Annotated in this window: 23 protein-coding genes; 16 read left to right on the plus strand and 7 right to left on the minus strand. The window is 64.4% G+C overall.

The window, feature by feature from the left end; all coding sequences use genetic code 11:
- The first annotated feature begins 1 nt into the window (after nt 1).
- From lpdA to AT984_RS02970, 8 genes are all read left to right on the plus strand, one after another.
- The gene (gene lpdA, locus AT984_RS02935; protein WP_058718830.1) at nt 2–1,843 is read left to right on the plus strand and encodes a dihydrolipoyl dehydrogenase; all 1,842 of its coding nucleotides are present in this window, start codon (nt 2–4) and stop codon (nt 1,841–1,843) included.
- 219 nt (nt 1,844–2,062) lie between these two features.
- Nucleotides 2,063–2,950 (plus strand): c-type cytochrome, encoded by an 888-nt coding sequence (locus AT984_RS02940; protein WP_058722049.1) that lies wholly within the window; start codon nt 2,063–2,065, stop codon nt 2,948–2,950.
- 477 nt (nt 2,951–3,427) lie between these two features.
- Nucleotides 3,428–5,035: a M4 family metallopeptidase gene (locus tag AT984_RS02945; protein ID WP_058718831.1), complete on the plus strand. Its 1,608-nt coding sequence runs from the start codon at nt 3,428–3,430 to the stop codon at nt 5,033–5,035.
- A gap of 333 nt (nt 5,036–5,368) precedes the next feature.
- Entirely contained in the window at nt 5,369–6,511 is a 1,143-nt protein-coding gene (locus AT984_RS02950) for an SGNH/GDSL hydrolase family protein (protein ID WP_231741505.1), read from the plus strand.
- A gap of 21 nt (nt 6,512–6,532) precedes the next feature.
- Nucleotides 6,533–7,258, plus strand: a complete 726-nt coding sequence (locus tag AT984_RS02955) for a hypothetical protein (protein ID WP_058718832.1) — start codon at nt 6,533–6,535, stop codon at nt 7,256–7,258.
- Complete coding sequence (lnt, locus tag AT984_RS02960) at nt 7,255–9,783, plus strand: apolipoprotein N-acyltransferase (protein ID WP_058718833.1); 2,529 nt, start codon at nt 7,255–7,257, stop codon at nt 9,781–9,783. The genes AT984_RS02955 and lnt overlap by 4 nt, the downstream gene beginning before the upstream one ends.
- 153 nt (nt 9,784–9,936) lie before the next feature.
- Nucleotides 9,937–10,353, plus strand: coding sequence for a LiaI-LiaF-like domain-containing protein (locus tag AT984_RS02965; RefSeq protein WP_156421866.1), 417 nt, complete (start codon nt 9,937–9,939; stop codon nt 10,351–10,353).
- Nucleotides 10,350–11,042 carry a LiaI-LiaF-like domain-containing protein gene (locus tag AT984_RS02970; RefSeq protein ID WP_058718835.1) on the plus strand — a complete coding sequence of 231 codons (693 nt, stop codon included), beginning with the start codon at nt 10,350–10,352 and terminating at the stop codon, nt 11,040–11,042. The genes AT984_RS02965 and AT984_RS02970 overlap by 4 nt, the downstream gene beginning before the upstream one ends.
- Nucleotides 11,043–11,050: 8 nt before the next feature.
- Here AT984_RS02970 and AT984_RS02975 read toward each other — a convergent pair whose 3' ends face one another.
- The 4 genes from AT984_RS02975 to AT984_RS02990 all read right to left on the minus strand — a co-directional run bounded on the left by AT984_RS02975 (nt 11,051) and on the right by AT984_RS02990 (nt 14,893).
- On the minus strand, nt 11,051–12,535 hold the full coding sequence (locus AT984_RS02975; protein WP_058718836.1) for a peptide MFS transporter: 1,485 nt from the start codon (nt 12,533–12,535) through the stop codon (nt 11,051–11,053).
- A 115-nt stretch (nt 12,536–12,650) separates the two neighbouring features.
- Nucleotides 12,651–13,286 (minus strand): hypothetical protein, encoded by a 636-nt coding sequence (locus tag AT984_RS02980; protein ID WP_058718837.1) that lies wholly within the window; start codon nt 13,284–13,286, stop codon nt 12,651–12,653.
- 55 nt (nt 13,287–13,341) lie between these two features.
- Nucleotides 13,342–14,022, minus strand: coding sequence for a rhodoquinone biosynthesis methyltransferase RquA (rquA, locus tag AT984_RS02985; RefSeq protein ID WP_231741506.1), 681 nt, complete (start codon nt 14,020–14,022; stop codon nt 13,342–13,344).
- A gap of 229 nt (nt 14,023–14,251) precedes the next feature.
- The gene (locus AT984_RS02990; RefSeq protein WP_058718838.1) at nt 14,252–14,893 is read right to left on the minus strand and encodes an MBL fold metallo-hydrolase; all 642 of its coding nucleotides are present in this window, start codon (nt 14,891–14,893) and stop codon (nt 14,252–14,254) included.
- Nucleotides 14,894–15,069: 176 nt separating this feature from the next.
- On the opposite strand from AT984_RS02990, the gene AT984_RS02995 reads away from it, so the two are divergent.
- Complete coding sequence (locus tag AT984_RS02995; RefSeq protein WP_197418228.1) at nt 15,070–16,428, plus strand: glutamine synthetase family protein; 1,359 nt, start codon at nt 15,070–15,072, stop codon at nt 16,426–16,428.
- A 42-nt stretch (nt 16,429–16,470) separates the two neighbouring features.
- Here the strand turns inward: AT984_RS02995 and AT984_RS03000 are convergent, their stop codons facing one another.
- The gene (locus tag AT984_RS03000) at nt 16,471–17,334 is read right to left on the minus strand and encodes an HDOD domain-containing protein (RefSeq protein WP_058718840.1); all 864 of its coding nucleotides are present in this window, start codon (nt 17,332–17,334) and stop codon (nt 16,471–16,473) included.
- Between the two features lie 127 nt (nt 17,335–17,461).
- On the opposite strand from AT984_RS03000, the gene AT984_RS03005 reads away from it, so the two are divergent.
- Together AT984_RS03005 and AT984_RS03010 are read left to right on the plus strand one after the other, a co-directional pair.
- Nucleotides 17,462–18,157 carry a transglutaminase-like cysteine peptidase gene (locus AT984_RS03005; RefSeq protein WP_082679742.1) on the plus strand — a complete coding sequence of 232 codons (696 nt, stop codon included), beginning with the start codon at nt 17,462–17,464 and terminating at the stop codon, nt 18,155–18,157.
- A 38-nt stretch (nt 18,158–18,195) separates the two neighbouring features.
- Nucleotides 18,196–20,139 carry an EAL domain-containing protein gene (locus AT984_RS03010; RefSeq protein WP_082679743.1) on the plus strand — a complete coding sequence of 648 codons (1,944 nt, stop codon included), beginning with the start codon at nt 18,196–18,198 and terminating at the stop codon, nt 20,137–20,139.
- A 1-nt stretch (nt 20,140) separates the two neighbouring features.
- Here AT984_RS03010 and AT984_RS03015 read toward each other — a convergent pair whose 3' ends face one another.
- Complete coding sequence (locus tag AT984_RS03015) at nt 20,141–20,701, minus strand: NUDIX hydrolase (protein WP_058718842.1); 561 nt, start codon at nt 20,699–20,701, stop codon at nt 20,141–20,143.
- Between the two features lie 156 nt (nt 20,702–20,857).
- On the opposite strand from AT984_RS03015, the gene maiA reads away from it, so the two are divergent.
- The gene (gene maiA, locus AT984_RS03020; RefSeq protein WP_058718843.1) at nt 20,858–21,490 is read left to right on the plus strand and encodes a maleylacetoacetate isomerase; all 633 of its coding nucleotides are present in this window, start codon (nt 20,858–20,860) and stop codon (nt 21,488–21,490) included.
- The gene (pgeF, locus tag AT984_RS03025) at nt 21,480–22,262 is read left to right on the plus strand and encodes a peptidoglycan editing factor PgeF (protein WP_058722053.1); all 783 of its coding nucleotides are present in this window, start codon (nt 21,480–21,482) and stop codon (nt 22,260–22,262) included. The genes maiA and pgeF overlap by 11 nt, the downstream gene beginning before the upstream one ends.
- Here pgeF and AT984_RS03030 read toward each other — a convergent pair.
- Nucleotides 22,194–22,502, minus strand: a complete 309-nt coding sequence (locus AT984_RS03030; protein ID WP_058718844.1) for a hypothetical protein — start codon at nt 22,500–22,502, stop codon at nt 22,194–22,196. The genes pgeF and AT984_RS03030 overlap by 69 nt on opposite strands.
- A gap of 172 nt (nt 22,503–22,674) precedes the next feature.
- On the opposite strand from AT984_RS03030, the gene phaC reads away from it, so the two are divergent.
- The 3 genes from phaC (at nt 22,675) to phbB (ending at nt 26,601) form a co-directional block, all read left to right on the plus strand.
- The gene (gene phaC, locus AT984_RS03035; protein ID WP_082679744.1) at nt 22,675–24,471 is read left to right on the plus strand and encodes a class I poly(R)-hydroxyalkanoic acid synthase; all 1,797 of its coding nucleotides are present in this window, start codon (nt 22,675–22,677) and stop codon (nt 24,469–24,471) included.
- 27 nt (nt 24,472–24,498) lie between these two features.
- Nucleotides 24,499–25,680 carry an acetyl-CoA C-acetyltransferase gene (locus AT984_RS03040; RefSeq protein ID WP_058718846.1) on the plus strand — a complete coding sequence of 394 codons (1,182 nt, stop codon included), beginning with the start codon at nt 24,499–24,501 and terminating at the stop codon, nt 25,678–25,680.
- 183 nt (nt 25,681–25,863) lie between these two features.
- Nucleotides 25,864–26,601, plus strand: coding sequence for an acetoacetyl-CoA reductase (phbB, locus tag AT984_RS03045; protein WP_058718847.1), 738 nt, complete (start codon nt 25,864–25,866; stop codon nt 26,599–26,601).
- Nucleotides 26,602–26,609: the final 8 nt, after the last annotated feature.

Here is a 26,609-nt window from a genome sequence, read left to right on the forward strand (position 1 = left end):
CATGGCACAAGTGAATGTTCTCGTTCCTGATATTGGCGACGTCAAAGACGTGGCCGTGATCGAGTTGCTGGTCAAGGTGGGCGACACCGTGGCTGTGGAGCAAAGCCTGATCACGGTTGAGTCCGACAAGGCCTCGATGGAAATCCCGTCCTCGCACGCCGGTGTGGTGGCGGAGATCAAAATCGCCCTGGGCGACAAGGTCAACCAGGGCAGCGTGATCCTGGTGCTGGAAGCGGCTGCTGCGGGGACTGTCAACGCCCCTGCGCCTGCAGTGGCGGCCGCGCCTGCTCCCGCGCAAGCCGCACCTGTTGCCGCCCCAGTCGCTGCGCCGGCAGCTGTCGTCGCCGCCGCAGCCAGCTACAGCGGCAGTGCCGATCTGCATTGCGATCTGCTGGTGCTCGGCGCCGGCCCTGGCGGCTATTCGGCGGCCTTCCGCGCGGCCGATCTGGGCCTCAATGTCGTCTTGGTGGAGCGTTATGCCACCCTGGGCGGCGTTTGCCTGAACGTGGGTTGCATCCCGTCCAAGGCCTTGCTGCATGTGGCGGCGGTGATGGACGAGGTCTCGCACTTGGGCGATCTGGGCGTGGACTTCGGTGCGCCCACCGTCAATGTGGACAAGCTGCGCGGCCACAAGGAAAAGGTCATCGGCAAGCTGACCGGCGGCCTGGCGGCCATGGCCAAGATGCGCAAGGTCACCACCGTGCGCGGCTACGGCCATTTCCTCGACGCCAATCATGTGGAAGTCGAAGAAACCACCGGTGCTGCGCAAGAGAAGACCGGCGCCAAGAAGACCATCCACTTCAAGCAGGCCATCATCGCGGCCGGCTCGCAAGCTGTGCGTTTGCCTTTCCTTCCGGATGACGAGCGCATCGTTGATTCGACCGGCGCGCTGGCGTTGAAGGGCACGCCCAAGAAGATGTTGATCATCGGCGGCGGCATCATCGGCCTGGAAATGGGCACGGTCTACAGCACCCTGGGCGCCCGCCTGGACGTGGTGGAAATGCTGGACGGCCTGATGCAAGGCGCTGACCGCGATCTGGTCAAGGTCTGGCAGAAGATGAACGCCAAGCGCTTCGACAACATCATGTTGAAGACCAAGACCGTCGGCGCCACCTCCACGCCTGAGGGCATCAAGGTGCAGTTCGAAGGCCTGGACGGGACCAAGAGCGAAGGCGTCTACGACCTGGTCTTGCAGGCCGTGGGCCGCACGCCCAATGGTAAAAAGATCGCCGCCGACAAGGCCGGTGTGGCCGTGACCGACCGTGGCTTCATCAACGTCGATGTGCAGATGCGCACCAATGTGCCCCATATCTTCGCCATCGGCGATGTTGTGGGTCAGCCCATGCTGGCGCACAAGGCGGTGCATGAGGCCCATGTGGCGGCCGAAGTCGCCGCCGGTGCCATCCTGGGTGACGCCCATCTGTCCAAGAGCCAGTTCGACGCCCGCGTGATTCCGAGCGTGGCCTACACCGACCCTGAAGTGGCGTGGGTGGGTCTGACCGAAGACCAAGCCAAGGCCCAAGGCATCAAGGTCAAGAAGGGTCTGTTCCCCTGGACGGCGTCTGGCCGCGCGATTGCCAACGGCCGCGACGAAGGCTTCACCAAGCTGCTGTTTGATGACTCGCCGGAAGCCCATGGCCACGGCAAGATCCTGGGCGGCGGCATCGTCGGCACCCACGCCGGCGACATGATTGGCGAGATTGCACTCGCCATCGAAATGGGCGCCGACGCCGTGGACATCGGCAAGACCATTCACCCGCACCCCACGCTGGGCGAAAGCATCGGCATGGCGGCGGAAGTGGCGCATGGCTCTTGCACCGACTTGCCACCAGCGAAGAAGTAAGCGCGCTTTTTTTCGCAGCGGCAGAAAAGCCCGGACCGGCAACGGTTCGGGCTTTTTCTTTGGTGTTCGCGTCAAGGGAGTGCTTCGATCTTGCCCGTGATTCGGCTGCCTTGGGCGGCGCGCCGCGCCGGGTAGGCTACGGGCAAACACTCGCTTGGCGGGGCTATCGCCAAGGCACAGAATGCGGGCGGAATTGCTGCCCTAGCCTTGGAGGCCTTGATGAATCGATGGCTAAAACGTGGTGCGTGGCTGGTCGTGATCCTGCTGCTGGGGCTGGGGGCCTTGGTGGCTGCCGGGTTGTTATTGGGTGAGCAGCGCGCAGCCCGCCGCTTGGACATCATGGTGGCGCCGGTCGCCTTGCGCAGCGATGCTGCCGCCATCGAACGCGGCGCGTATCTGTATGGCTCGCGTGGCTGTGTTGACTGCCATGGTGCCAATGGTGCTGGGGCCACGCTGGCCGACGACGGCAAGGGCCTCAAATTGGCATGGCCCAATCTCACCACGGGCAGCCCGCGCATGGCGGCCTATCAAGCGGTGGACTGGGTGCGCAGCATTCGCCACGGGGTGGGCACCGATGGTCGGGCGCTGCGCCTGATGCCGAGCGAAGACTACAACCGGCTGACCGATGCGGATCTGGCCAGCTTGGTCGCCTATGTGCGCCAGTTTCCCGCGCAGACGGGGCGTGAGCAGGGCATCATCCAGCTGCCTTTGCCGGGCCGGGTGATGTACGGCCTGGGCAAGATTCCCGAGGCGGCGATGAAGATCGACCACAGCTTGCCGCCTTCCACACCGGTGGCCGAGGGCGTGAGCGTCGAGCATGGCGCCTATATCGCCCAGATGTGTGTGGGCTGCCATCGTGTTGGCCTGCGGGGCGGCAACATCGTTGGCGCGCCGCCCGACTGGCCGGCCGCTGCGCGCCTCGCCCCGGGCGAGGGCAGTGTGATGCCGCTCTATCAAAGCGCAGACGTCTTCTTGGCCATGATGCGCAGCGGCAAGCGGGAGGACGGCAGCACGATTGCGGTGATGCCGTTCTCGTCCTTGAAGACCATGAATGACACCGATCTCCGTGCGCTTCATCTCTACCTGAAGCAGCTCACTGCGTCTTAACCGCTGAGGCGTGGCGGGCAGGGCGGCCTCATCGCTCGTCTGCTCGCAAGTCGAGCTTTTCTGACTGATCCCTCCAAGCCCGAACTGGCAACGGTTCGGGCTTTTTGCTTTGGCGTTGTTGAAGTGTGCGTAGTGAATGGCCGCGCGCTTGTGCAGGCCAAAGCCCTGGTCGCTGATTGCTGATTGCTGATTGCTGATTGCTGATCGCACCGTGGGCGTGGCCTGTGCAGCCCGCCAAGTGCCGTCAAAAATCGGAATTAGGAGCTGAGCTGCCTGGCACAGACCGGCGCCACAAACAAGCTGTCAGAGCTGACAGCACGAAATTGTGTCGATTGGATAACAGGAGGCCCCGGGCTAGGGAAAGACTGGATGTCTGCGTTTGGGCGCCAGTCGCACATTTATTTCTTGTCGTCGCGGTGACCCTATCCCGGCCATTGGCGGCGGCAAGCTTCATCCCTCTACCCGGAGCACAGCCGTATGAACTCCCTTTCTCCCAAGGTCCAAACCCGTAGCAAGCAAACAGCCGTCACCCTTGCCCTTGGCATATTGATGATGGGTGTTGGCACAGGCGCCGCCGCCCAATCGCAAAGCCTGGAGGCGGCGAAATCCGCCTCCGTCATCAATAACGCGCTGACGCATATCGAGCGCTTCCAAGGCCGCAGCCTGCATGGTGCCGACCAGAGCTACAAGATCCGCGATGTGCTCATCGACGCCGATGGCGCCAGCCACACCCGCTTTGATCGCCACTACAAAGGCTTGCGCGTCTTGGGCGGCGACCTGATCGTGCATGGCGGCCGCCAAGGCGCCTTGCAAGACATTCGCCATACCTTGCGCCAGAACCTCAACCTCACGACCAAGCCGGGCGTCAGCGCCAACGAGGCCCTTCGCCTGAGCAGCGCCAAGCATGGCAGCGACAACCAGGGCCAAAGCCCTGAGCTGATGATTTACGCGCGCGGCGACCAGCCCCGCCTGGCCTGGGAAGTGCGCGCTTTCAGCACCAAGGCCGATGGCACGCCCAGCGAGATGCATGTCATCGTCGATGCCCACACTGGCGCACAGCTCGATGCTTGGGACGACATCCATACCGGCGCTGCGGCCGGCACGGGCAAGAGCTTTTTCAGCGGCAATGTGGCCCTGACCACCAACTCCCTCACCAGTGGTTTCGAGCTGCGCGACCCCACGCGCGGCAATCAGTACACCCTCAATATGAAGAACCGCACCTCGGGCGGCACCATCTTCACCGATGCTGACAATGTCTGGGGCAACAACACCGTGAGCGACACCGCCACCATCGGCGTGGACGCCCAGTACGGCACCGCGGTGACCTGGGACTACTACAAGAATGTGCACGGCCGCAACGGCATCGCCAATGACGGCAAGGGCGCCTACAACCGGGTGCATTACAGCCGCAACTACAACAACGCCTATTGGTCCGACTCGTGCTTTTGCATGACCTACGGCGACGGTGATGGCACCCGGTACAACCCCTTCGACTCCTTGGATGTGGCCGGACATGAGATGACGCACGGCGTCACCTCACGCACTGCCAATCTGACCTACTCCGGCGAGTCGGGCGGTTTGAACGAAGCCACCAGCGACATCTTCGGCACCATGGTCGAGTTCTATGCCAATAACGCCAGCGACCCCGGCGACTACCTGATTGGCGAGCGCTTGCCCAAGGCCGGTGGCTATCTGCGCAGCATGATCAAGCCAAGCGCTGACGGCGCTTCGGCCGACTGCTGGTATTCGGGTGTCGGCAGCCTGGACGTGCATTACAGCTCGGGCGTGGCCAACCATCTGTTCTTCATCCTGGCCGAAGGCACGAATAGCAGCTATGGCCAGAGCCCCACTTGCGTGGCCGGTAACACCCGCGTGGCCACCGGCAGTGCGGTGCTGACCGGCATCGGCCGCGATGCCGCCGCCAAGATTTGGTACCGCGCACTGACCACCAAGATGACCTCCAACACCAACTATGCCGGCGCCCGCGCTGCCACCTTGGCAGCGGCAGCCGAACTGGTGGGCACGCTGGGGACCGACTACTCGGCCAAAGTGGCCGCGGCTTGGAGCGCGGTTGGTGTGAACTGACGGCGCCCACATGGCGTAGCGAAGGGGCGGGTGGGCCTGGCCTGCCCCTTTTTCTTTTCAGCCTGCGTTGGCGCCGGTGAGTGCAATGTGCAAGCGGGGTTCACCGTGGCCCATGTCTGGCTGCCCCCTGTTTGCCGCCGTATGCAAGTCGAATTGGCCCTGCGAGCCAAGACCATGGCTTTGCGGTCTTGCTGCGCTGCAGCGCAGGGATTCCCCGCAGCAATGCCCTGGGGCCCGGTGCTAATGTCATTGCGCTTCGGCATGGCGTCTGGCAGCACGGCTGGCTTCGGGCGCTCTTTTCCTTTCGAAAATCAATCGTTCAAGGAGACAAAGATGTTGACAAAGACTCCCGACCCTACAAGTCCTCGCCCGCGCCGCATCGGCGCGCTGCAAGCCCGCGTTCGCACAGCGCTGTGCTCGCTTTTGCCCGCCATGCTCTTGCTGGGGGCGGCGGCTCCCGCCAATGCCAACACACTGACGCAAAACGTGTCCTGGACCATTGACCGCGCCGGCACCACAACTAAATACCGGGTGGTGGCCTACGGCGATTCCATCTACGCGGGCTATAACGGCTCCACCCTCAATGCGGCCAAGTATGCGGCGCCGACGGTGGATGCGGAGTATTTGTCGGCCCTGTGGAATGCAGACATCGAAAGCATCCGCCGCGCCAAATCCGGCGCGGTGGCGGCCGATATCTACAACAACAAAATCGTGGCCGAGAAGTCTTATATGCAGGCCAGCTCGACGCGGGCCGTCACCTTCGAGATGTGCGGCAACGACGGCCTGCAAGCCCGCACCGCCTTCAAGAGCCAGACCGGTACCTGCGATTACTCGGGCATGGACGCCGGGGTGAACAGCTGCAAGACCTATGTCGCTGCCGCCATGGACTTCATCAATGCCAACGCCTATGCCGGCACCAAGGTCAAGGTCATTTCCAATCTGCACTACCCGGGCTATGCCGCCGACAACGTGCAAAGCTCTTGCAAAGACGCCACGACCGGCGCTACGGTGAATTTGCAATCCGTCTTTCTGCCCAAGCTGGCCAAGATGAATTACTGGATGTGCGAGTACGCCCGCCAGAAAGGCTTTCAATGCGCCGACAACTTCGCCCAGTACATGGGCGCTGATTACGACAGCAATGGCGACGGCAAGGTCGACTCCGAGGCCCTGCGTTATGTGGCGGGCGATAGTGAGGCGGCCTATCTGACGCGCATCACCAGCACGCTGCGCGCGACCCTGCGCGACGCCAATGCACACTTCGTCTCCGCGGGCAGCAGCTATGACTACATCCAGTCGGATGACACCCACCCGACCTATAGCGGCGGCACCGTGACGGCTGGCCTCTTCGGTGGCACCACCGGCAGCGGCGCACCGCGCTACACCAGCTTTGTCGGCGGCAAGAGCCCGCTGTGGAATCAGTACGGCCACGAGCGCATGGGCTGGGCGGTCTCGACCTCCAATCCGTCGGCGCCATAAGGCTGGGCGCGGGACTCTCTCGTGCGTGAACCGGCGCCGGAACGCGCTGCCTGGCGGCCCGCCAGGGGCTTGCTGCTGCTGGCCTTAGGCCTGGCAGCGCTTGGCGTGGTGGGCGGCTGGTGGATGCTGACGGCCCGTGGTGGTGAAGGCACAGCGACTGGCGCGGCGCCGCCAGTCGCTGTCGTTGCCGCCAGTGCGCCAAGCGCAGCAAGTGCGCCGATGGTGCTGACAGCGCGTGCGATCCCGCCCGCGCCAGTGGGCCCAACTGAGGGGCAGTCACGCCCTGCGGTGGTGGCAACAAGCGCGCAGCCCGCCAGCGCCACCGGCCGCATCTGGCGCCAACGTGACCCCAATGGCGACCTCTCGCCCGACCTTGCCGACTATGTGAACGAGGGCGAGCGCCCGACGATGGCCGAGGTGATTGATCGCCTGCACCAGGCCGGCGTCTACACCGGCCTAGGCGCTTTCTCACCGCCGGGCACTCGGCCGGCCCTGGTCGGGTTGGCGGTGCCCGAGGACTTCGTCTTACCTGAAGGTTATGTGCGCCATCATCAAGCCACCGATGATGGTAAGCGCATCGAGCCCATATTGATGTTCGCACCCGACTACCAATTCTTCGACGCCGCCAAGCAGCCGCTTGCGATTCCCAAGAACCGCGTGGTGCCGCCCGAGCTTGCGCCGCCCGGCATGCCGGTGCGGCGCATTGTCATTCCCGCGCCGCTTGAGTCGGCGCGGCCTGCGCCATGAGGCCCGCCAGCACTTGGACCCGGCTGCGCGATAGCCGCTGGCTGGGCATTCTGGCCAGCGCGCTCTTGTGCGGGCTGTACGCGCGCGGCGGTGCAGGCTGGCTGCTTGGCTTTGTGGCCTTGCTGCCCTGGTTGCGCACGCTGGATGCGGAGCCGACCCTGGCTCGCGGCTTGCTCAACGCCTGGGCGATGTCGCTTGCTTTCACTGCCGCGGTGTTCGCTTGGTTCGGTATTGCCATGGGCAGCTACACGCAACTGGGCGCCGCGCCGGGACTGGCCTTGTTGCTGCTGGCCGCGCCGCTGTTTCAGCCGCAATTCTTGGCCTATGCGTTGGTACGACATATCGCCCGCCGCCGGTTGGGTGCTGCGCTAGCGGCCCTAGCTGCGGCCGCCGCTTGGGTCGCCACCGAGTGGTTGGGCCCGAAGCTGCTGGGCGACACCCTCGGCCATGGGCTTTACCCCTCGCGCCTGCTGCGCCAAGCCGCGGACCTTGGTGGCGCGGCGGGCCTCACGGTCTGCTTGTTGCTGTCGAACGAAGCACTCACGGCCGCGCTGGCGCGGGTGGCGGGTGGTGTGCGCGCCATCGCCAAGCCTTTGGCGCTGGCAACGCTGCCGCCGCTGCTCTTGGCCGGCTATGGCCTGTTCGCGCTGTCTGCTCTGTCGGCACTGCCAACGCAGCCGAGCGAGTCGGCCACGCCGTCGCAAGCATCGCCAGCCTCCCGCCAATCGCTGCGCATCGGCCTGGTGCAATCCAACATCGTGGACTACGAAAGCCTGCGCCGGGAAAAGGGCGCAGCGGCGGTGGTGCGCGAGGTGCTGGACACCCATTACGCCATGTCTTACGACGCTGTTGAGCGCCAGCATGCGGATGCGGTGCTGTGGTCGGAGACGGTTTACCCCACCACCTTCGGTCACCCGAAGAGTGAGGCCGGCGCCGAACTTGACCATGAGATCCTGTCCATCGTCAACGCGGCCGGCGTGCCCTTTGTGTTTGGCACTTACGACCGTGATGCAGCAGGGGAGTACAACGCCGCGGCTTTCGTGACGCCGGGCGCGGGCTTGCTGGGCCTCTATCGCAAGACGCGGCTGTTCCCGCTGACCGAGTATCTGCCCGGCTGGCTCGACCGGCCAACGCTGCGCCAATGGCTGCCCTGGGCGGGCAATTGGCGCCCCGGCTCCGGCTCGCGGGTGTTCCCTTTGCGTTTGGCCGATGGGCGCGAGATTCCGGTGCTGCCCTTGATTTGCCTGGACGATGTGGATGTCAATCTGGCCATCGAAGGTGCCCGCCTGGGCGGGCAGGCCATTCTGACGATGTCTAACGACGCTTGGTTCAGCGCCAACGCGCAAGGCGCCGCATTGCATCAGGCCGTGGCCGCCTTTCGCAGCATCGAAACCCGTCTGCCGCAATACCGCGTGACGACAAGCGGCTACAGCGCCGTGATTGACCCCAGCGGCAGCGTGATCGCCGGCTCGCGCCTAGGGGAGCGCACTCTGGTGATGGGGGAACAGGCGATGCGGGAGCCGCCATTGACCTTGATGGTCAGGTGGGGCGACTGGGTCGGGCGAGCGGCAGCAATCGCGCTGGTGCTGATGGCTGGCTTGGCCGCTATGACGGCCTTGGGCCGGCGCCTTGGGCTGGCCGGCGAGGGTGGCGATGCCGAGGCGGCTGGCGCAGCCCTTCCCGTGGACTTCAAAGTGGCCGTGCTGCCTCCGGGTGCACGCATTGCCGCAGGCTTGCTGCGTACGTTGGCACGCGGCAGCCTGCTGGGGATGGCGGCGGTCATGCTGTTTGGCGATACGGTTTTGCAGACCAATACCCTGGCGCAATTGCGAATCTTCGGCCTGCTCTTTCTCGCCCCGGAGGCAGCCGCCTGGTGCGTGCTACGGGCCTTCACGGCATGCGCTCGCATTGAGGGTGAAGCCCTGGTGCTCAGCCGTGGTCCACAGCGCTTGGAGTTGGCGCTGGGCGATATCGCTTCGCTTGAACCCTGGCGCCTGGCCATTCCCGGCACGGGCGCCACGCTGCGCTTGGTGAGCGGCGAGCGCTGGCCTTACGGTTTGGCCCTGGCCGACCCTGCGGCGCTGGCGCGCGCCTTGCGGTTGGATGGCAGCGGCCACTCGTCGCAGGCCTCACGCGCCAGCCTCTATGCCGCGGCGCGCGCGGCCATGCGCCTGGGCTGGCTGGATCGCCCGCTGCTCAAGTACGGTTTGCTGCCGCTGCTGCTGGCCTTGCCTGCTTTCCGTTTGCATCAATACATCGCTTACGGCAGCGCCTTGGGCGAGTACTACAGCTTTGGCCTACTGGCCTACGCCAAGGCCTTCGCGCTCTGGTGGGCGGCCTGGGCGATGGGCGTGATCTTGTGCGCGGCGGTGCTGCGTGCCGTGATTGAGGCGGGCACCGTGTTGGCGGTGTTGTTGCAGCCGAGCCGCTCCGCCTGGATTCGGCGCGGCCTGGAGCGCCTGAGCCAGGTCGCGCTCTACCTGGGTTTGCCGACCTGGCTGTTGCTGAGGCTGTTGGCCAATTAGCGCGACTTGGGGGCAAAGCCTCCTGCTGGCTTTTGACGTTCGTCGGCTCCCTAGGTTGTTGGCGCCATCCGTCTGACCAAACGTCAAAATTCCGGCGACAGCCGGGCGGCGCTCGCTTATCGTGGCAGCCTTGCAAATCACGGAAGCTTGTCCATGTCCCAGCGCTCGCCACGTCGCCCAAGGTCGGATCGAAATCGGCCGCAAGATCATTTCTTCTTCGGGCTTTGTTTGATCGTCATCGGCGTGGTGGCGCTGGCGGAGCAGCGCGGCTACCACCTGATGGATTGGCTGCGGGCGAATTGGCCCTTGGCCATCACCGCCTTCGGTGTGATGCGGCTATTGACCGCACGCAGCGCTGAGCAGGTCGGCAGCGGCATTTTCATCATGGCGCTCTCAGGCTGGTTCTACGCTTGCGAGACCCGGTATCTGGGCATGACTTACATGAATAGCTGGCCGGTGCTGCTGGTCGGCCTGGGCGTGTGGAAGCTGCTGCAAGGGGCTTGGGGCCTGCGCGGGGTGCGTGGGGAGCGCGCCGACATCATTGAACCGGAACAAGAAAAGACATCATGAGATCCAACGATTCCAAACAGCAGATGCTCTTTGGCCTGGTGCTGACCCTGCTCGGCCTGGCTTTTTTGCTGGACAACTTTCACATCTTCGATGTGCGGCGCATCCTGCCTTTTTGGCCGCTGGTGCTGATTGCGCTGGGGGTGCTCAAGCTGAGCCAGGACAGCGATGCGCGCGGCCGAGGCATAGGCTTCGCGCTGATTGCAGTGGGCGGCTTGCTGACGCTGCGGCATCTGGGCGTTTTTGACTTCCGCTGGCGCGACTTCTGGCCGCTGATTCTGATTGGCGCCGGTGTGCTGGTGATGGCCCGTGGCCGTTTGGGTGGTGGCGGCAGAACCGGGGCCGATGGCGTTGAGCTTCATGCGGAAGATCGCATTCAGCTCAGCACGATTCTGAGCGGCAACCAGTCCAAGATCAGCAGCCAAAGTTTTAGCGGCGGCGAGATCAAGGTGGTGATGGGTGAGGCCCAGCTCGATCTGCGCCAGGCCTCCATCGAAGGCACGGCTCAGCTGCGGATCCATGTGGTGATGGGCAGTGTGAAGCTCTTTTTGCCGCCGGACTGGCGCGTTAGCGTGACTGGCAAGCCGCTCTTGTCAGAGATCGACGACAAGACCACGCCGCCGCTGATGAGCAGCAAGCAGCTGCTGATCCAGGCCGAGCTGGTGCTGGGCGGCCTGGAGTTGCGCAACTGAATTGAGGGTCAAGCCTTGGCTGAGGCCTCGGCTTGCGGCTCAGCGCCAATCAGGCGGCGCAGGGTCGGAATCATCAGCACCAGCAGCACGCCCACCGCTACGCTGCCCAGGCCCAGCTGGGTGAACAGGCTGGCGTAGGCCGGGTTGCTGCTTAACGCGGTGCTGCCTGCGGGTTGGGCCACCATGCCGGAGAAGTCCGCCGCGAACAGCGAGGCCAGGCCGGTCACCAACATCCAGCTGCCCATCATCACGCCCTGGTACTGGCGCGGGGCCAGGCGGCCGATCATGGCGTAGCCCACCGGCGAGATCAGCAACTCACCCAGGCTTTGCAAGACATAGCTGCTGCCCAGCCAGACAAAGTCGACCTTGCCTTGCGCATCAGCCAGGCTGATGCCCAGCGTCAAGGCCAGAAAGCCCAGGCCCATCAGCACCAGGGAGGCGGCAAACTGCTGGGGCACGTCCACCGGCCAGCCACGCTCACGCAAGCGCGCAAACCAGGCCGCCAGCAGCGGGCCGCCCAGCACGATCACCAAGGTGTTGATGTTCTGCACCCATTGCGGTGCGATGCGAATGCCCCACAACTCCAGCTTCACATTGCCGACCGCAAACAGCTGCAGCCCGCTGGGCGCCATCTGGTAGAGCGACCAGTACATCAGCGAGCCCAGAGTCAAAATCAGATAGGCCCACATGCGCTTACGCTCGGGCACATGGGTGTGGCGCACCGTCAGCACAATCAGCGCCACCGCCACGCCGGCCGAAATCAGCTTGAGCAAAGACTCTGTGCCATCCGGGTGTTGCAGCAAGAACCACAGCAGCGGCACCAGGCCGGCCAGAATAGCCATGCCGGCCGCCAGGCGCAGTTTGAAGTCGCGCGGGCTGGCCTTCAGCAAGGGCGTGTCGATGTCGGCCAGCACGCGCCAGAAAGCCAGGGCCAGCACGATGGCCACCACATTGCCCAAGGTGGCAAACAAGAACAGGTCGGTGTAGTTCTTGCTCAGCTGATAGTGGCCGGCCACGCTGAAGCCGATGAAAAAGCCCACATTCATGCCGGCGTAGTTCCACAGGAAGGCGCCCTCGCGCCGGCTGTCCTCGGGCGCGAAGCGCTGTGTCAGCATCATGTTCAGGCAAGTGACGTTGAGGCCGCTGCCGGTCAGGAACAGGGCCAGGCCCCAGTAGAGCAATTCCGCCGTGCCGCCGGCGATAGCGCCGCAACCCAGCACCTGCAGCACCATGCCGCCCACAAAGAGATTGCGGTTACTCAGGAATCGCCCGCCCAGATAACCGCCGAACAGATGTAGGCCGTAGTTGAAGGCGCCGAACACGCCCATGATGAGAGCGGCCTTTTCGGCGTCGAACTTCAGATGCTCCGTGGCGTAGAGCACCAGGCTGGAATACAGCACCGCAAAGCCCAGGGTCGAGAACATCTGGACAAAGAACAGCACGCCCGCGCCGGGCGGAATGGAGGAGAAGCGGGAAGGCCGGGGCAGGTTCATGGGTGGGCGTGAGCGGTGGGGGTTTTTGAAAAGCTGCGGCATCTTATCGGCGGGTCGGCCGGATCCGTCGTTTCGGCCGTTTCGGCAGTTGATCGGCTGAGTGGCTTGGCTGCTTTCAGCCGCTGGGCACGCTGGCGCAGTTGGCGCTGCCTTGGCGGTCAACCAGCAGACGGAAGCTGCGGCCTTGCGGCAGACGGCGCCAGTTGTCCAGCGGTTGGCGGCAGACCCAGCGCTGGCCGTTCGCGGCCACCAGTTCTAACTCGTAAAACTGATGGCGTGCGCCCAGGCGCTGGCGGCTCAGCTCCTGCGAGCCTTGCGTCAATTCGGGCTCGGGCCAGCGTGGTGGTTCGGGGTCTACGCCTTGTCGGGAGGCTTGCCACAGCGTGCGCCAAGTCGGCACGGTGTAGCGGCAATGGGCGCGAAGTGGGGCGTCGGCACTTGCAGCCGCGGTAGCGGGTGTATCGACGGCTGCTCCCACCAAGCGCTGGCTTTGGACCTGTGCGCCGGCGGGCAACTCATCGCACCAGGCCGAGCCCAGCTCGGCGATCTGCCGCTCCACCTCGATCTCCAGGCGCCAGATCTTGCGCTGCACTTGCACCTCCACACCGCGCGGGCCGAAGAGGCGATAGGCCAAAGGCAAGCTCAGGGCCAGCAGCGCGAGTGCCAGGGCCAGGCGCGGCAGCTGTGCGCGCAGGCGGCGAACTGTGCCGTGGGGTGCTGGGCTTGAACTTTCGGCGGGGCGTTCTGACATGGCGGCGATTGTCGGGGCAGCTGACTGAGCCGAGGCCCCTCGGCCGCGTCAAGGCTCAGCGGCGAATCACCAACTTTTGATACAAGCCGCCGAAGTACAAATGCTTTTCGACCTTGAGCGGCGGGTCTTGCGCAGGCAGGAAGCTCGTCACCTCATGTCGCCACAAATCCATGGCAAAGGGTTCCAGCCATTTGAAAACTAGCCGCATCAGGGGACGCAAGGGGTGCCAGGCTGCTGGGCGGTGATAGTCCACGATAACCAGCTTGCCACCGGGTTTGAGTACGCGCAGCCCTTCCGCCAAGCTGGCGCGGCGCACGGCCTCTGGTTGCTCGTGCAGTAGGAAGAACATCAGCACTTGTTCGTAACTGGCGTTGGCAGCCGGCAAGGCCGAGGAGTCGCCATGCAGCAAACGCAGCTGCTCCGACGGAGGTAGCTTCCTTCCCAAGTTTTCCAGCTGCACGGGCAAGATGTCCAGCACATCCAGTTGCGCCTGCGGTGCCAAGGCTTGTTGCAGGCGCGCTGTGAGATTGCCGTAGACGCAGGCCACCTGCAGAGTGCGGTTCGGCATGGCTTGGCCTTGTCCGCTGGGCTCGGTCAAATCCTTGATGGCCGCGTCGCTCAAACGCGCGTAATTGCCAAACAAGATGGCATTGACCAGCCAGCCGCGCTCAAAAGTCTGCACCGCCCTGGGGTGAACATAGGCCCACCAGTAGACCCGTTCGAGATAGCTCGGCACCAGCGGCGGTCTGGCGCGTACTGCGGGCGCCGTTGCTCCCGCTAAGGTGGGCCGAGCAAGTTCGGTTGGTGAGCTGGTGGCGGTTTCAGGCATCAGACATGGCGTGACTTCAGACAAAGTGACAGCCCAAGTACGATGCAGCGCGGCAAGGAACTTGGCGTGGCGGCTGCCAATATGCCATCAAAATTGGACCTGACTGGGCCGCTGCCGTTGCAGCAAGTTCCAGCGTTCAGGTGCCGCGGACGTAAGGGTTGGTCCGGCGCTCGGTGCCGAAGTCGCTCTCAGGCCCGTGACCGGGGATGAACACCGTGTCGTCGCCCATGGGCCAAAGCCTTTGGGTGATCGAGTTGATCAAGGTGGCATGGTCGCCGCCGGGGAAGTCGCTGCGGCCCACGCCGCCGGCGAAGAGCACATCGCCGACAAAGGCGCGCTTGATCGCGGCGCTATGGAACACCACATGGCCGGGCGTGTGGCCGGGGCAGTGGCGCACATTCAGGGTTTGCTTGCCGATGCTGACGGTGTCGCCGTCGGCCAGCCAACGCGTCGGGGTGAAGGGCTCGGCGGCGGGGAAGCCGAACATCTGGCTTTGCTTGGCCAGGCCGTCGATCCAGAACTGATCGCCCGGATGCGGGCCGATGATGGGCAAGCCCAATTCCCGCGCCAGCTGACCGGTGCCGCCGGCATGGTCGATATGCGCGTGGGTGAGCCAAATCGCTTTGAGGGTCAGGTCTTGCTGGCGCACCACTTCCAACAAACGCGGCAGGTCGCCGCCAGGGTCGATGATGGCGGCCTCACGGCTTTCATCACACCAGACGATGGAGCAGTTTTGCGCGAAAGCGGTGACGGGAACGGTGAGGTAGCGCAGGGTCATGGGCGGGCCGTGTGGGGCGGTCGAGGAGCGGGTTCTGAATGCAGCAGTGCAAGGTAAACACGGGCGAATGGCCCGCGCATTCGATCTTAATATGGGGCTCATCGTGCGCCGGCGTCCCTCCCGGGGAGCGCGGCTGATATCGCCCTGCCGAGAAGGGCATTTTTTGGAGCCTTTTCATGGCGGATGCGTCGGCAATCAAGCTGTCCCGGATGGTGTTGGAAAAAGAGCCCTATGTGCGATTTGCCGTCACCGACATCGACGGCGTCTGCCGCGGCAAGCACCTCAGCGGCGAGAAGATGGCCAGCATGTTGGAGGGCGGCGGCACCATTGCCAGCGCGGTGTTCGGCTGGGACATTGAGGATCGGCTCTACGACCGCGTCAGCTTCACCGGCTTTCACACCGGCTTCCCGGACATTGGCCTGCGGCTTGACCCCAGCACCGCGCGTCAGCTGCCTTGGGATGATGGCCGTTGGCTGATCCTGGGCGAGCATGTTCAGGCCGACGGCCAACCGCTGCCGATCTGCCCGCGCCAAGTGCTCAAGCGGGTGCTGGCAAAGGCCGAGCGCATGGGCTTCACGGCCCAGGTCGGGGTTGAGTTTGAGTGGTTTGTGCTGGCCGAAACCGAGCTGTCGGTGCGCCAGAAGGGCTATCGCGACCTGGTTACCGCCACCCATGGCGCCACCAATTACTCGCCTTTTCGCATTGATGCCCAGCAGGCTTTTGTGCGCGACTTGTTCACCAACCTGAACGCCATGGATGTGCCGCTGGAGGCCTTGCACACCGAGGCCGGCCCCGGCAATTTTGAGGCCGCGATCCGCTACACCGAGGCCTTGCAAGCGGCCGACCGTGCGGTGCTATTCAAGGAGTCGGTGCGTGAGATTGGCCGCCGACACGGGCTCTTGAACACCTTCATGGCCAAGTTCTCGGTGGACTATCCCGGCTGCGGCCAGCACCTGCACCAAAGCCTTTGGCGCGATGGCCGCAACGCCTTCCATGATGCCAAGGGCGCGGCCGGCATGAGCGACACCATGCGTCATTTCATCGCTGGTCAGCTATACGGCCTGCCACAGTTGCTGCCGATGTACGCGCCCTTCATCAACAGCTATAAGCGCTTGGTGGACAACAACTTGGCGCCAGTCAAGCCGACCTGGGCGATCGACAACCGCAATGCTTCGCTGCGCGTGATCCCCGGCGCGGCCTCATCGCTGCGGCTGGAGACGCGTAGTGCGGGCGCGGATGCCAATCCCTACCTCGCCATTGCAGCGGCACTGGCCTCGGGCCTCTATGGCATTGAACATCAGCTCGCGCTTGAGCTGCCGGCGGTGAATGGCGCTAATCACGGCGCGGAAGACGTGCAGCGCCTGCCCGCCACCCTGGCCGAGGCCACGGCCGCGATGATCCAATCCAGCCTGGCCAAAGAGTTGTTTGGCCCAGAGTTCGTGAACCACTTTGTTGAAACTCGCCAGTCAGAGGTGGCGCGCTTCAATCAATGCGTGACGGATTGGGAGTTGGCGCGCTATCTTGAGTTGGCTTGATTCGCCTTCGCCGGCCCGGCGAGTGCGGGCCGGAGGATGGGCTCAGGCGTGGTCCAGCAAGGCGCGCAATTGGTCGTCCCAATGCTCCAGGTCTTCCGCGCTGATGTGCAACCAAGCCATGGCGTCGGCGTGGTGGGCGGCCCAATCGGCTTCCTGGTCCAGGCCCTCGTGCATGCGCATCAGGTGCTCGGCGATCAGGCCGGCGGCAACCAGGGTGTGGACTTCGGGTTCGATGTCCGAGGCGCCCATGGATTCGAGGCTGTGGTGCAGGCGGATCGCCGCCATCAGCTCCGGCGCCATATTCCAAGCGCGGGCCAGCAGGGCGCCGGCCACGGCGTGGTCGGTGCGGTGGTTGGCGTTTTCGGTGGCGATGAAGGAGCGGTCAATGCGCGCGGCGGCCTCCACCAGGGTCGAGCCATAGCCGCGCAAGCTTTGCAGCAGGACCGGAATGCCCACATGGCAAAACAGGCCGAAGGTGTGGGCCAGGTCGGGCGACAAGCCCGGCAGCTGCCGTGCCACAAAAGCCATGGCGCGGGCGCGTTTGGCTGAGCGCTCCCAGAAGCGGGTCAGATGCGGGTTGTTGACCGGGAAGGCATTGCGCAGCAGAAAGGCGGTCATCACCTGCGCCGTCTCGTCCAGGCCAATCCGGGTCATGGCTTGGCCCACGGTGTTGCAGGGCATGCCGTCGGACAGGTGAATGGGGCTGTTGGCCAGGCGCAGCAGGGTGGCGGACATGGCCACATCGCTGGCGGCGATGCGTGCCACTTCGGTCAAATCTGGCGGGTTGTTTGCCATCGCCTGTTGCAGCCGGGCCAGCAGCTCAGGGCATGGGGGGATGATGATTTGTTTGAGCGGTCCGGTCTGGCGCGCTTTGTCAACTTCTTGGCGGATTGTCTGGGTGCTCATGGAATACAAAGGAAATTGGCCCTGCACCTGGCCGCCATATGGGGCGCAGCCTGTAAAGTGCATCGGATTATGGCTTGCTGCATTGCTTTGCAGGCCTCTCGCCAGCTGAATTCGGACGCAACAACGCATGCTCTTTTGCGCTCAACGTGCCAAAGTGCCTAGACCGGGCTTGACCCGGCGCTGGCTGCTGCGCGTCTGTGCGAGCCTGGCCTTGGCGGCCGGCGTGCTGCCTACGCTGAGCTACGCGCTGGATCGCGGTCGCTGGCTGGAGGCGGCGGCCAAGGTCTCGCCGCGGGCGCTGGCCGAGGCGCAGCAGATGCTGCAGCTGATTGAGCGCGCCACCGCCATGGACGAAGTGGCGCGGGTGAGCGAGGTCAATGGCTTCGTCAACAAGCACATCGAATTTCGCGACGACATCGAGGTCTGGGGCAAGATCGACTACTGGGCCAGCCCGCTGGAATCGCTGGCCAAGGGCCAGGGCGATTGCGAGGACTACGCCATTGCCAAGTATTTCGCCCTTTTGTCGGCCGGCATGCCGGTGGCCAAGCTGCGTATGGTTTATGTGCGTGCCAGTCTGGGCGGCCGCTCCATTGCGCATATGGTGCTGGCCTACTATGCGCAGCCGAGCGCGGAGCCACTGATTCTGGACAATCTGATTGCCGATGTGCGGCCCGCCTCGCAGCGGCCTGACTTGCAGCCGGTGTTCAGCTTCAACGGCGAAGGGCTGTGGCAAGGGGTGGGGGCAACGTCGGCGGGGGACCCGCTGCAACGTCTATCCTTGTGGCGCGATTTGCTGGCCAAGGCGCGGGCCGAAGGTTTTTAAGGGTGCTGAGAAGTGAATAGTCTTGTTGGGGAGTTTCCATGTCCTTGATGCGTCAGGTTGGATTGCTGGTTTTGGCCGCGCTGCTGGCATCGCTCTTGGGCAGCGTGGCGGTATCAGCCCTGTCGGTGCGGCTTTTGCTGCAGACCCAGTTGCAAATGAAAAACAGCGACAACGCCCAGGCCCTGGCCTTGGTCTTGTCGCAGCAGCAGGGCGACCCGACCTTGATGGAGTTGCAGATGTCGGCGCTGTTCGACACCGGCTACTATCAGAGCGTGGTGCTGCGCCATGCCGACGGCAAGGTGGCCCTTGAGCGCCGCGCCGCAGCCCTGGCTTCCCGCGCGCCGGCCTGGTTTGTCGCCCTGACGCCCATCGAGGCCCAGCCCGGCGTGGCCCAGGTCAGCAATGGCTGGAATGCCGTCGGCAGCCTGGAGGTGCAAAGCCAGTCGGCCTATGCCCATGATGAGTTGTGGCGCAGCGTCACCCGCATCAGCTTGCTGCTGAGCGTGGTCGGCGTGCTGGCCAGCTTGGCGGCGGCTTGGGTGCTGCGCCGCATCCGCCGGCCTCTGGACAATGTGGCCGCCCAAGCCCGGGCGGTGGTGGAGGGCAGCTTCACGGTGGTGCCTGAATCTGGCGTGCCCGAGTTGCGCGGACTCAGCCAAGCCATGAATGCCATGGTGTTGCGCGTCAAGAGCATGTTTGAGGCCCAGGCCGAACAACTGCAGGTGCTGAGCCTGCAAGCGCATTGCGACCCGCTGACCGGCATGAGCTCGCGCAAGCACTTCATGGCCGAGCTGAGTTCGGCCCTGAGTCGGGACGAAGGCCCCAGCCATGCCGGCCTGGTGCTGCTGCGCCTGCGTGATTTGACCGAACTCAACCAGCGCCTCGGTCGGCCGGCCGTCGATCAGATTTTGCTGTCGGTGGGCAAGGCGGTGAAAGCCTATCCCGACCGGGTGCGCGGCTGCCTGGGCGGCCGCTTGAATGGTGCGGACTTCGCGCTGTGGCTGCCCGCGCCGGATGTGGCGCAGGAAACGGCCCAGGCCTTGAGCGAAGCCTTGCGCGCCAGCCTGCCGGCCTTTGGCAATGGCATCCACGTGGCCGTCGGCGCGGTGGATCTGCCGCGCGATCAAGCCATGGGTGTGTGGTTCGGTGAAGCCGATGCGGCGCTGGCGCGGGCCGAAAGCCAGAGCGGCTTTGTGGTTGAGTTCAGCAAGCTGCGGCCTGGGGCGCAAGAAGCGGTCACGGGCTTGCTGGCCTTGGGCGAGCGCGCTTGGCGGGCGCAGATCATGGAAGCGCTGGCTGAGAAGCGCGGGCGCTTGCTGGCCTACCCGCTGCTGGACAAGGCGGGTCAAGTGCTGCATCAAGAAAGCCCGATGCAGCTGCAACTGGAGCAGGGCGGTGCCTTTGAGCCTGCTTCGCGCTGGCTGCCCCTGGCCTTGCGCAGTCGTTTGACGGCCGATGTGGATGTGCTGGCCGTGACCCTGGCGCTGGAAGCCATCGCCCGCGACGGCCAAGCCCGCTGCATCAATGTGGCGCCGGCCTCGTTGCTGGACGGCAGCTTTGTGGCGCGCCTGCGCGAGCAGGTGTTTCAAGCCCCGCAGGCAGCGCGCAAGCTCGGCCTGGAACTGGCCGAAAGCGCAGCCATTGCCCACTTTGATCTCTTGCTGGAAATGGGCCGGCAACTGCGCCCGCTGGGGCTCAAGTTGGGCTTGGAGCATGCCGGCGCCGGCTTGGCCCAGGTGGAGCGCCTCTACCAAGCCGGCCTGGACTATGTGAAGCTGGACGTGGCCGTGGTCAGCGGGGTGTCGGGTGATGCGGCGCGCGCCGCCTTTGTGCGCGGCATGGTGGTGATGCTGCGCAGCCTGGCGCTGAAGGTCTATGCCGAGGGCGTGGTCGACGCCATGGATGTGCAGGCCTTGTGGGACTGCGAGCTGGACGGCGTGACCGGCCCCTGGGCGACGGCGCAGCCGGCCGGTCGGGCCTGAATCAGCTGATTTCGGCGCTGAACAGCGTGAAGGGCCGGCCCAGGCGGCGGTCCTCAAAATAGCGCTGCAAGGTTTCACGCACGGTGCGGAAGGCCAGCTCGTCCCAGGGAATCTCATGCTCGTAAAAGAGCTTGGCTTCTAGGGTTTCCGGGCCTGGATCGAACTCGGCCGAGAGCAGGCGGGCGCGGTAGAAGAGATGAATCTGCCCGGCGCGCAAGACATTGATCAGGCTGTAGAGCGGCTGCATCTCGACTTGCGCGCCGGCCTCTTCGATGGTTTCGCGCAGGGCGCCGGCTTCGCAGCTTTCACCCAATTCCAGAAAGCCGGCCGGCAGGGTCCACAAGCCCAGGCGCGGCTCAATCGCACGGCGGCAGAGCAGCACTTGCTCCGCGCCGGGCTCACCCAAAATCGGCACCGTGCCCACCACATTGATGGGGTTTTGGTAGTGAATGCTGGCGCAGGCGCCGCAGGTCGCACGCTCGCGGTTGTCGTCAGCCGGCACGCGGTAGTCCACGGCCGCGCCGCAGCTGGAGCAAAACTTGAAACGAGGGGGCAGCCACATGGGCCGGAGTGTAGCCGGGCGCTTGCGTGGGCAAGATGACGCGCGGAATGCCCCTCAAGTGGCACCGAAGATGCCGACGAAGAGTGGCGTGTTCTCGGCGGCGCAGCGCACGCCCGAGCTGTCCGCCGTCACAGCGCCGTGGCATCATCCACGCTCATGGAACTCTTCAATTACTTTCGCTCCTCAGCCTCCTACCGGGTGCGCATCGCGCTGGCACTCAAAGGGCTGGATTACGACTACCGCAGCGTCCACCTGGCCAAGAACGAGCAGTTCAATGCCAGCTACGCCGAAGCCTCGATCTCCAAGCTGGTGCCCCTGCTACGCGATGGCGATGCGCTGGTGAGCCAGTCCATGGCCATCATCGAATACCTCGACGAAACCCACCCGACGCCGCCCTTGCTGCCGGCCGACGCCCTGGGCCGCGCCCAAGTGCGGGCGATGGCGCAAGACATCGCTTGTGAAATCCACCCGCTGAACAATCTGCGGGTGCTGCGCTACCTCAGCAAGGAGCTGGGCGTGGACGAGGACAACAAGAATCGCTGGTACCGCCACTGGGTGGAGCAGGGCTTGGCCGTGGTGGAGCAGCGCCTCAGCCACAGTGCCGGCCAATTCTGCTTTGGCGACACGCCCGGCCTGGCCGATTGCGTGCTGGTGCCGCAAATCTTCAACGCCAAGCGTTTCGATTGCCGGCTGGACCATGTGCCCGGCGTGATGCGGGTGTTTGCCAACTGCATGGCGCTGGACGCTTTCGCCAAGACGCAACCCAGCGCCTGCCCCGATGCTGAGTGAGGCAGCGCTGATCGACCCCGATTGGCTGCGGCCAGAGTTCCCCGGCCTGCCGGTGCAGGCCTTCATGACCACGCGCGCCGGCGGCGTCAGCCAGGGCGCGCATGCCAGCATGAATGTGGGCGGGGCGGTCGAAGACGACCCCGCGGCCGTGGCCGCCAACCGGGCCCGGGTCAGCCAAGCGCTGGGCGCGCGCGCGGTGTTTCTCCACCAAGTGCATGGCAGCGACGTCGCCCGCCTGGCGCCGGAGCATGTCTTGCCGGGCGTGCCGCAGCTCAAGGTGGATGCCAGCGTCAGCACGCGGCCAGAGTTGGCGGTGGCGATTCAGGTGGCGGACTGCTTGCCCGTGCTATTCGCCGCCCCTGGTGGGGTGGCCGGCGCCCATGCCGGCTGGCGGGGGCTGGCCGGCGGGGTGCTGGAGAACACGGTGGCCGAACTGTGTGCTGCGGCCGGTTGCCAGCCCGCGCAGGTGCAAGCCTGGATGGGGGCTTGCATCGGCCCCAGCGCATTTGAAGTGGGCGCCGATGTGCTGCAAGCCTTCGGGCGGGCGCCGCTCTTGCACGATCAACCCTTGTTCAGCTATCGCCCCAACGCGGCGGGCGAGCCGCGCTGGCGCGCTGATCTGGTGGGCTTGGCCCGCCAGCGGCTGCAGGCTCTGGGCCTGGGCGCGATCAGCGGTGGCGCCTGGTGCACCTACAGCGAAGACTCACGCTTCTTTTCCTACCGGCGGGAGCGGCTGGGCGGGCGCATGGTCGCCGTCATCAGCTTGCGTTGATGTGTCAGCCTGCGCGGCAGCCGAGGCCTGAGCGGCCAGTTCGGCCTCGGCCTTGGCCTGCTTCTTGCGTGCAGCTTTGCGCCCCGGGGCGCCCAGGATGTAGAGCAAGATGGTGATGGGCAGCACGCCATACAGCAGCAAAGTGATCACGGCGCCAAGAATGCTGCCTTGGCTGCTGGTGGCTTCGGCCAAGGCCATCATCACGGCCACATAGCCCCAAGCAATTGCGATTAAGTACATGAGGTGTCATTACAAGGTAAGGGATGGAGGTTACAACAGCAAATGACTAGGATGATCCTCATGGGCTATTGCGCAGCGACGAAGAGTCTGGCGCGGGTTCATGCGGAGCGGTCCTAGGCCTCCGTGCATTCATCATCATCAGTTCATCGTCTGGTAATTGGTTGGGAGACTCATGGCACGTAAATCGAAAGCCTCAGCGGCAGCCGCCGAGGCTGTTCAAGATAGGTCGGAGGGCGCTGCCCCCGGTGCGGCTAGTGGTGCGGCAAGCGGCTCGACTGGCGGCGCAAAGCCAGCCAGCGATGGCGTCGGTGCTTTGGGCGAGATGTGGAACTCCATGCTGAGCCTGCAGATTTCGCCCGCGGCGCTGAGCGAGTTGCAAGGCAACTACATCAAGCAGGCCACCGAGCTGTGGAATAACGCGCTCCATCTGAGCAGCCTGGGTAATTTGACCGCGGCTGTGCCCGCCGCCCCGCCCAAGCCCTTGGGCGACCGCCGCTTTGCTGATGAATCCTGGAACGCCAACCCGGCCGCGTCCTTCATGGCGCAGTTGTATCTGCTCAATGCCAAGACTTTGCAGCAAATGGCCGACCAGGTGCAGGGCGAGGAAAAGACCCGCCAGCGCATCCGCTTCGCCGTGCAACAGTTTGTCGACGCGGCGTCGCCCAGCAACTTCCTGGCCCTGAACCCGGAAGCGCAAAAGCTGGCCCTGCAAACCCAGGGCGAGAGCATCGCCAAGGGCATGCAGCAGCTGTGGGCCGATGTGCAGCGCGGCCATGTGTCGCAGACCGATGAGAGCGCTTTCGAGGTCGGCCGCAATGTGGCCAGCACGCCCGGCGACATCGTGTTCGAGAACGATTTCTTTCAGCTGATCGAATACAAGCCGCTGACGCCCACCGTCTTCGAGCGCCCCTTCTTGCTGGTGCCGCCTTGCATCAACAAGTTCTACATCCTCGATCTGCAGCCCGAAAACTCGCTGATCCGCTATGCGGTGTCGCAGGGCCACCGCGTGTTTGTGGTCAGTTGGCGCAACCCGGATGCGTCTTGCGCAGCCTGGACCTGGGACGACTACATCGAGCACGCCGCCATCAAGGCCATCGAAGTAACGCGTGAGATCAGCGGCGCTGATCAGATCGACAGTCTGGGCTTTTGCGTCGGCGGCACCATCTTGGCTACCGCCTTGGCCGTGCTGGCCGCGCGCGGCCAGCAGCCAGCCAGCAGCGTGACCTTGCTGACCTCGCTGATCGACTTTTCCGCTAACGGCATCCTCGACATCTTTGTCGACGAGGGCTTGGTGCAGATGCGCGAAAAAAGCATTGGCCCGAACGCCCCCAAGGGCCCGGGCCTGCTCAAGGGCCAGGAACTGGCCACCACTTTCAGCTTCCTGCGCCCCAACGATCTGGTCTGGAACTATGTGGTGGGCAACTACCTCAAGGGCGAAGCGCCGCCGGCCTTTGACCTGCTGTACTGGAACGGTGACGCCACCAATATGGCCGGGCCGATGTACTGCTGGTATCTGCGCCACACCTATCTGCAAAATGAGCTGAAAGTGCCGGGCGCCCTGACCGTGTGCGGCGAGAAGATCGACCTCGGCCTGATTGAAGCGCCGGTTTATCTTTACGGTTCGCGCGAAGACCATATCGTGCCCTGGGACGCGGCCTATCGCAGCACCCAGGTGTTCAAGGGCGATAAGCGCTTTGTGCTGGGGGCTTCCGGCCACATCGCCGGGGTCATCAACCCGCCGGCCAAGAACAAGCGCAATTACTGGGTCGGCAAATCGGCGGCCCTGCCGGGCACGGCCGAGCAATGGTTTGCCACTGCGGTCGAGAAGCCGGGCAGTTGGTGGACCGATTGGTCCGCATGGCTGGCCACCCATGCCGGCAAGCAGATCCCTGCGCCCAAGGCGGCGGGTAATCGCAAGTACAAGTCCATCGAGGCGGCGCCTGGCCGCTATGTCAAGCAAAAAGCCTAACTTGAAATTAAAACGGAGCAAGTAGACATGACGACAGATATCGTGATTGTGGCCGCAGCCCGCACTGCCATCGGCAAGTTCGGCGGCACCTTGGCCAAGACTTCGGCGGTGGAATTGGGTGCGACGGTGGTGAAGGACTTGCTGCGTCGCTCCGGCCTGGATGGCGCGCAAATCAATGAGGTGATCCTCGGCCAAGTGCTGACCGCCGGCGCCGGCCAGAACCCGGCACGCCAGACCGTCATCAAGGCCGGCCTGCCGCAATCGGTGCCCGGCTTCACCATCAACAAGGTCTGCGGCTCCGGCCTCAAGGCGGTGATGCTGGCGGCGCAAGCCATTCGTGATGGCGACAGCGAGATCGTCATCGCCGGCGGCCAGGAAAGCATGAGCTTGTCGCCCCACGTTTTGCCCGGCTCGCGCGACGGCCAGCGCATGGGGGACTGGAAGCTGGTCGACACCATGATCACCGACGGCCTGTGGGACGTCTACAACCAGTACCACATGGGCATCACGGCTGAGAACGTGGCCAAGCAGTACAGCATCAGCCGCGACGCGCAGGATGCGCTGGCGCTGGGCTCGCAGCAAAAGGCCGCCGCGGCTCAGGACGCCGGCCGCTTCAAGGACGAAATCGCGGCTGTCAGCATCGCCCAGAAAAAGGGCGATCCGATCATTTTTGACACCGACGAATTCATCAACCGCAAGACCAATGCCGAGGTGCTGGCTGGCCTGCGCCCCGCTTTCGACAAAGCCGGCAGTGTCACCGCCGGCAATGCCTCCGGCCTCAACGATGGCGCCGCCGGCCTGCTGATCATGACGGCGGCCAAGGCGGCACAACTTGGCTTGACGCCGCTGGCGCGCATCGCGTCTTATGCCAGCGCTGGCCTGGATCCGGCCATCATGGGCATGGGCCCGGTGCCCGCGGCCCGCAAGGCGTTGGAGCGTGCCGGCTGGAAAGCGCAAGACCTTGACCTGCTCGAAATCAATGAAGCCTTCGCCGCCCAAGCCTGTGCCGTGCATCAGGAAATGGGTTGGGACATGAGCAAGGTCAACGTCAATGGCGGCGCCATTGCGCTGGGCCACCCCATCGGCGCCTCTGGCGCGCGCATTCTGGTCACCTTGCTGCACGAGATGCAGCGCCGCAATGCCAAGAAAGGCATTGCCTCGCTGTGCATCGGCGGCGGCATGGGCGTGGCCTTGACGGTGGAACGCTAACAAGCCCTCGGTTTACCCGCATAGGGCCAACCCGCTTGACCCTCCCGGGGTCTTGCGTGAGGCTTGTTTTCACCCGCACTTTCCTGCGTCTTTATCGAATATCAATAGGTCGCTGCCGGCGCTCTAGACGCGGCGCAGCCAGTGGCCACACCGAATAGCCAGCCGTGGAGGCAAGGAGTTTTTATGAGCCAGAAGATTGCATATGTGACCGGCGGAATGGGCGGCATCGGGACTGCGATGTGCCAGCGCCTGCACAAAGAAGGTTTCAAGGTCATCGCCGGCTGCGGCCCCAGCCGTGACTTCGACAAGTGGCTGAATGAGCAGTCCGCCCTGGGCTACACCTTTTACGCCTCGGTCGGTAATGTCTCGGATTGGGATTCCACCGTGGCGGCCTTCGCCAAGGTGCGCGCCGAACATGGCCCCATCGATGTGCTGGTGAACAACGCCGGCATCACCCGTGACGGCATGTTCCGCAAGATGAGCCGCGGCGATTGGGATGCGGTGATCGATACCAATCTGAACTCCATGTTCAACGTCACCAAGCAGGTGATCGAAGACATGCTGGAGCGGGGCTGGGGCCGCATCATCAATATCTCCTCGGTCAACGGTGAGAAAGGCCAGTTCGGCCAGACCAACTACTCGGCTGCCAAGGCCGGTATGCATGGCTTCACCATGGCCCTGGCGCAAGAAGTGGCGTCCAAGGGCGTGACGGTCAATACCGTCAGCCCCGGCTATATCGGCACCGATATGGTCAAGGCCATTCGCCCCGAGGTCTTGGAGAAAATTGTCGCCACCATCCCAATCAAGCGCTTGGGCACGCCCGAAGAAATCGCTGCCATCGTGGCTTGGCTGGCGGGTGAAGACTCCGGTTTCACCACCGGCGCCGACTTCAGCTGCAACGGCGGCCTGCACATGGGCTGAGTTGCTGG

It is taken from the genome of Paucibacter sp. KCTC 42545, from assembly GCF_001477625.1.
GTDB lineage: Bacteria > Pseudomonadota > Gammaproteobacteria > Burkholderiales > Burkholderiaceae_C > Paucibacter_A.

Excerpts from the sequence above, each read along its gene's own strand:
- AT984_RS02995 (WP_197418228.1), top strand. The coding sequence starts at position 15,070 with ATGGCGGATGCGTCGGCAATCAAGCTGTCCCGGATGGTGTTGGAAAAA.
- AT984_RS02980 (WP_058718837.1), bottom strand. The coding sequence starts at position 13,286 with ATGTCAGAACGCCCCGCCGAAAGTTCAAGCCCAGCACCCCACGGCACA.
- AT984_RS03010 (WP_082679743.1), top strand. The coding sequence starts at position 18,196 with ATGTCCTTGATGCGTCAGGTTGGATTGCTGGTTTTGGCCGCGCTGCTG.
- lnt (WP_058718833.1), top strand. The coding sequence starts at position 7,255 with ATGAGGCCCGCCAGCACTTGGACCCGGCTGCGCGATAGCCGCTGGCTG.
- maiA (WP_058718843.1), top strand. The coding sequence starts at position 20,858 with ATGGAACTCTTCAATTACTTTCGCTCCTCAGCCTCCTACCGGGTGCGC.
- pgeF (WP_058722053.1), top strand. The coding sequence starts at position 21,480 with ATGCTGAGTGAGGCAGCGCTGATCGACCCCGATTGGCTGCGGCCAGAG.
- AT984_RS02975 (WP_058718836.1), bottom strand. The coding sequence starts at position 12,535 with ATGAACCTGCCCCGGCCTTCCCGCTTCTCCTCCATTCCGCCCGGCGCG.
- AT984_RS02945 (WP_058718831.1), top strand. The coding sequence starts at position 3,428 with ATGAACTCCCTTTCTCCCAAGGTCCAAACCCGTAGCAAGCAAACAGCC.
- AT984_RS03030 (WP_058718844.1), bottom strand. The coding sequence starts at position 22,502 with ATGTACTTAATCGCAATTGCTTGGGGCTATGTGGCCGTGATGATGGCC.
- lpdA (WP_058718830.1), top strand. The coding sequence starts at position 2 with ATGGCACAAGTGAATGTTCTCGTTCCTGATATTGGCGACGTCAAAGAC.
- AT984_RS02965 (WP_156421866.1), top strand. The coding sequence starts at position 9,937 with ATGTCCCAGCGCTCGCCACGTCGCCCAAGGTCGGATCGAAATCGGCCG.
- AT984_RS03000 (WP_058718840.1), bottom strand. The coding sequence starts at position 17,334 with ATGAGCACCCAGACAATCCGCCAAGAAGTTGACAAAGCGCGCCAGACC.
- AT984_RS02950 (WP_231741505.1), top strand. The coding sequence starts at position 5,369 with ATGTTGACAAAGACTCCCGACCCTACAAGTCCTCGCCCGCGCCGCATC.
- AT984_RS03005 (WP_082679742.1), top strand. The coding sequence starts at position 17,462 with ATGCTCTTTTGCGCTCAACGTGCCAAAGTGCCTAGACCGGGCTTGACC.
- AT984_RS03040 (WP_058718846.1), top strand. The coding sequence starts at position 24,499 with ATGACGACAGATATCGTGATTGTGGCCGCAGCCCGCACTGCCATCGGC.
- phbB (WP_058718847.1), top strand. The coding sequence starts at position 25,864 with ATGAGCCAGAAGATTGCATATGTGACCGGCGGAATGGGCGGCATCGGG.
- AT984_RS03015 (WP_058718842.1), bottom strand. The coding sequence starts at position 20,701 with ATGTGGCTGCCCCCTCGTTTCAAGTTTTGCTCCAGCTGCGGCGCGGCC.
- AT984_RS02970 (WP_058718835.1), top strand. The coding sequence starts at position 10,350 with ATGAGATCCAACGATTCCAAACAGCAGATGCTCTTTGGCCTGGTGCTG.
- AT984_RS02940 (WP_058722049.1), top strand. The coding sequence starts at position 2,063 with ATGAATCGATGGCTAAAACGTGGTGCGTGGCTGGTCGTGATCCTGCTG.
- phaC (WP_082679744.1), top strand. The coding sequence starts at position 22,675 with ATGGCACGTAAATCGAAAGCCTCAGCGGCAGCCGCCGAGGCTGTTCAA.
- AT984_RS02990 (WP_058718838.1), bottom strand. The coding sequence starts at position 14,893 with ATGACCCTGCGCTACCTCACCGTTCCCGTCACCGCTTTCGCGCAAAAC.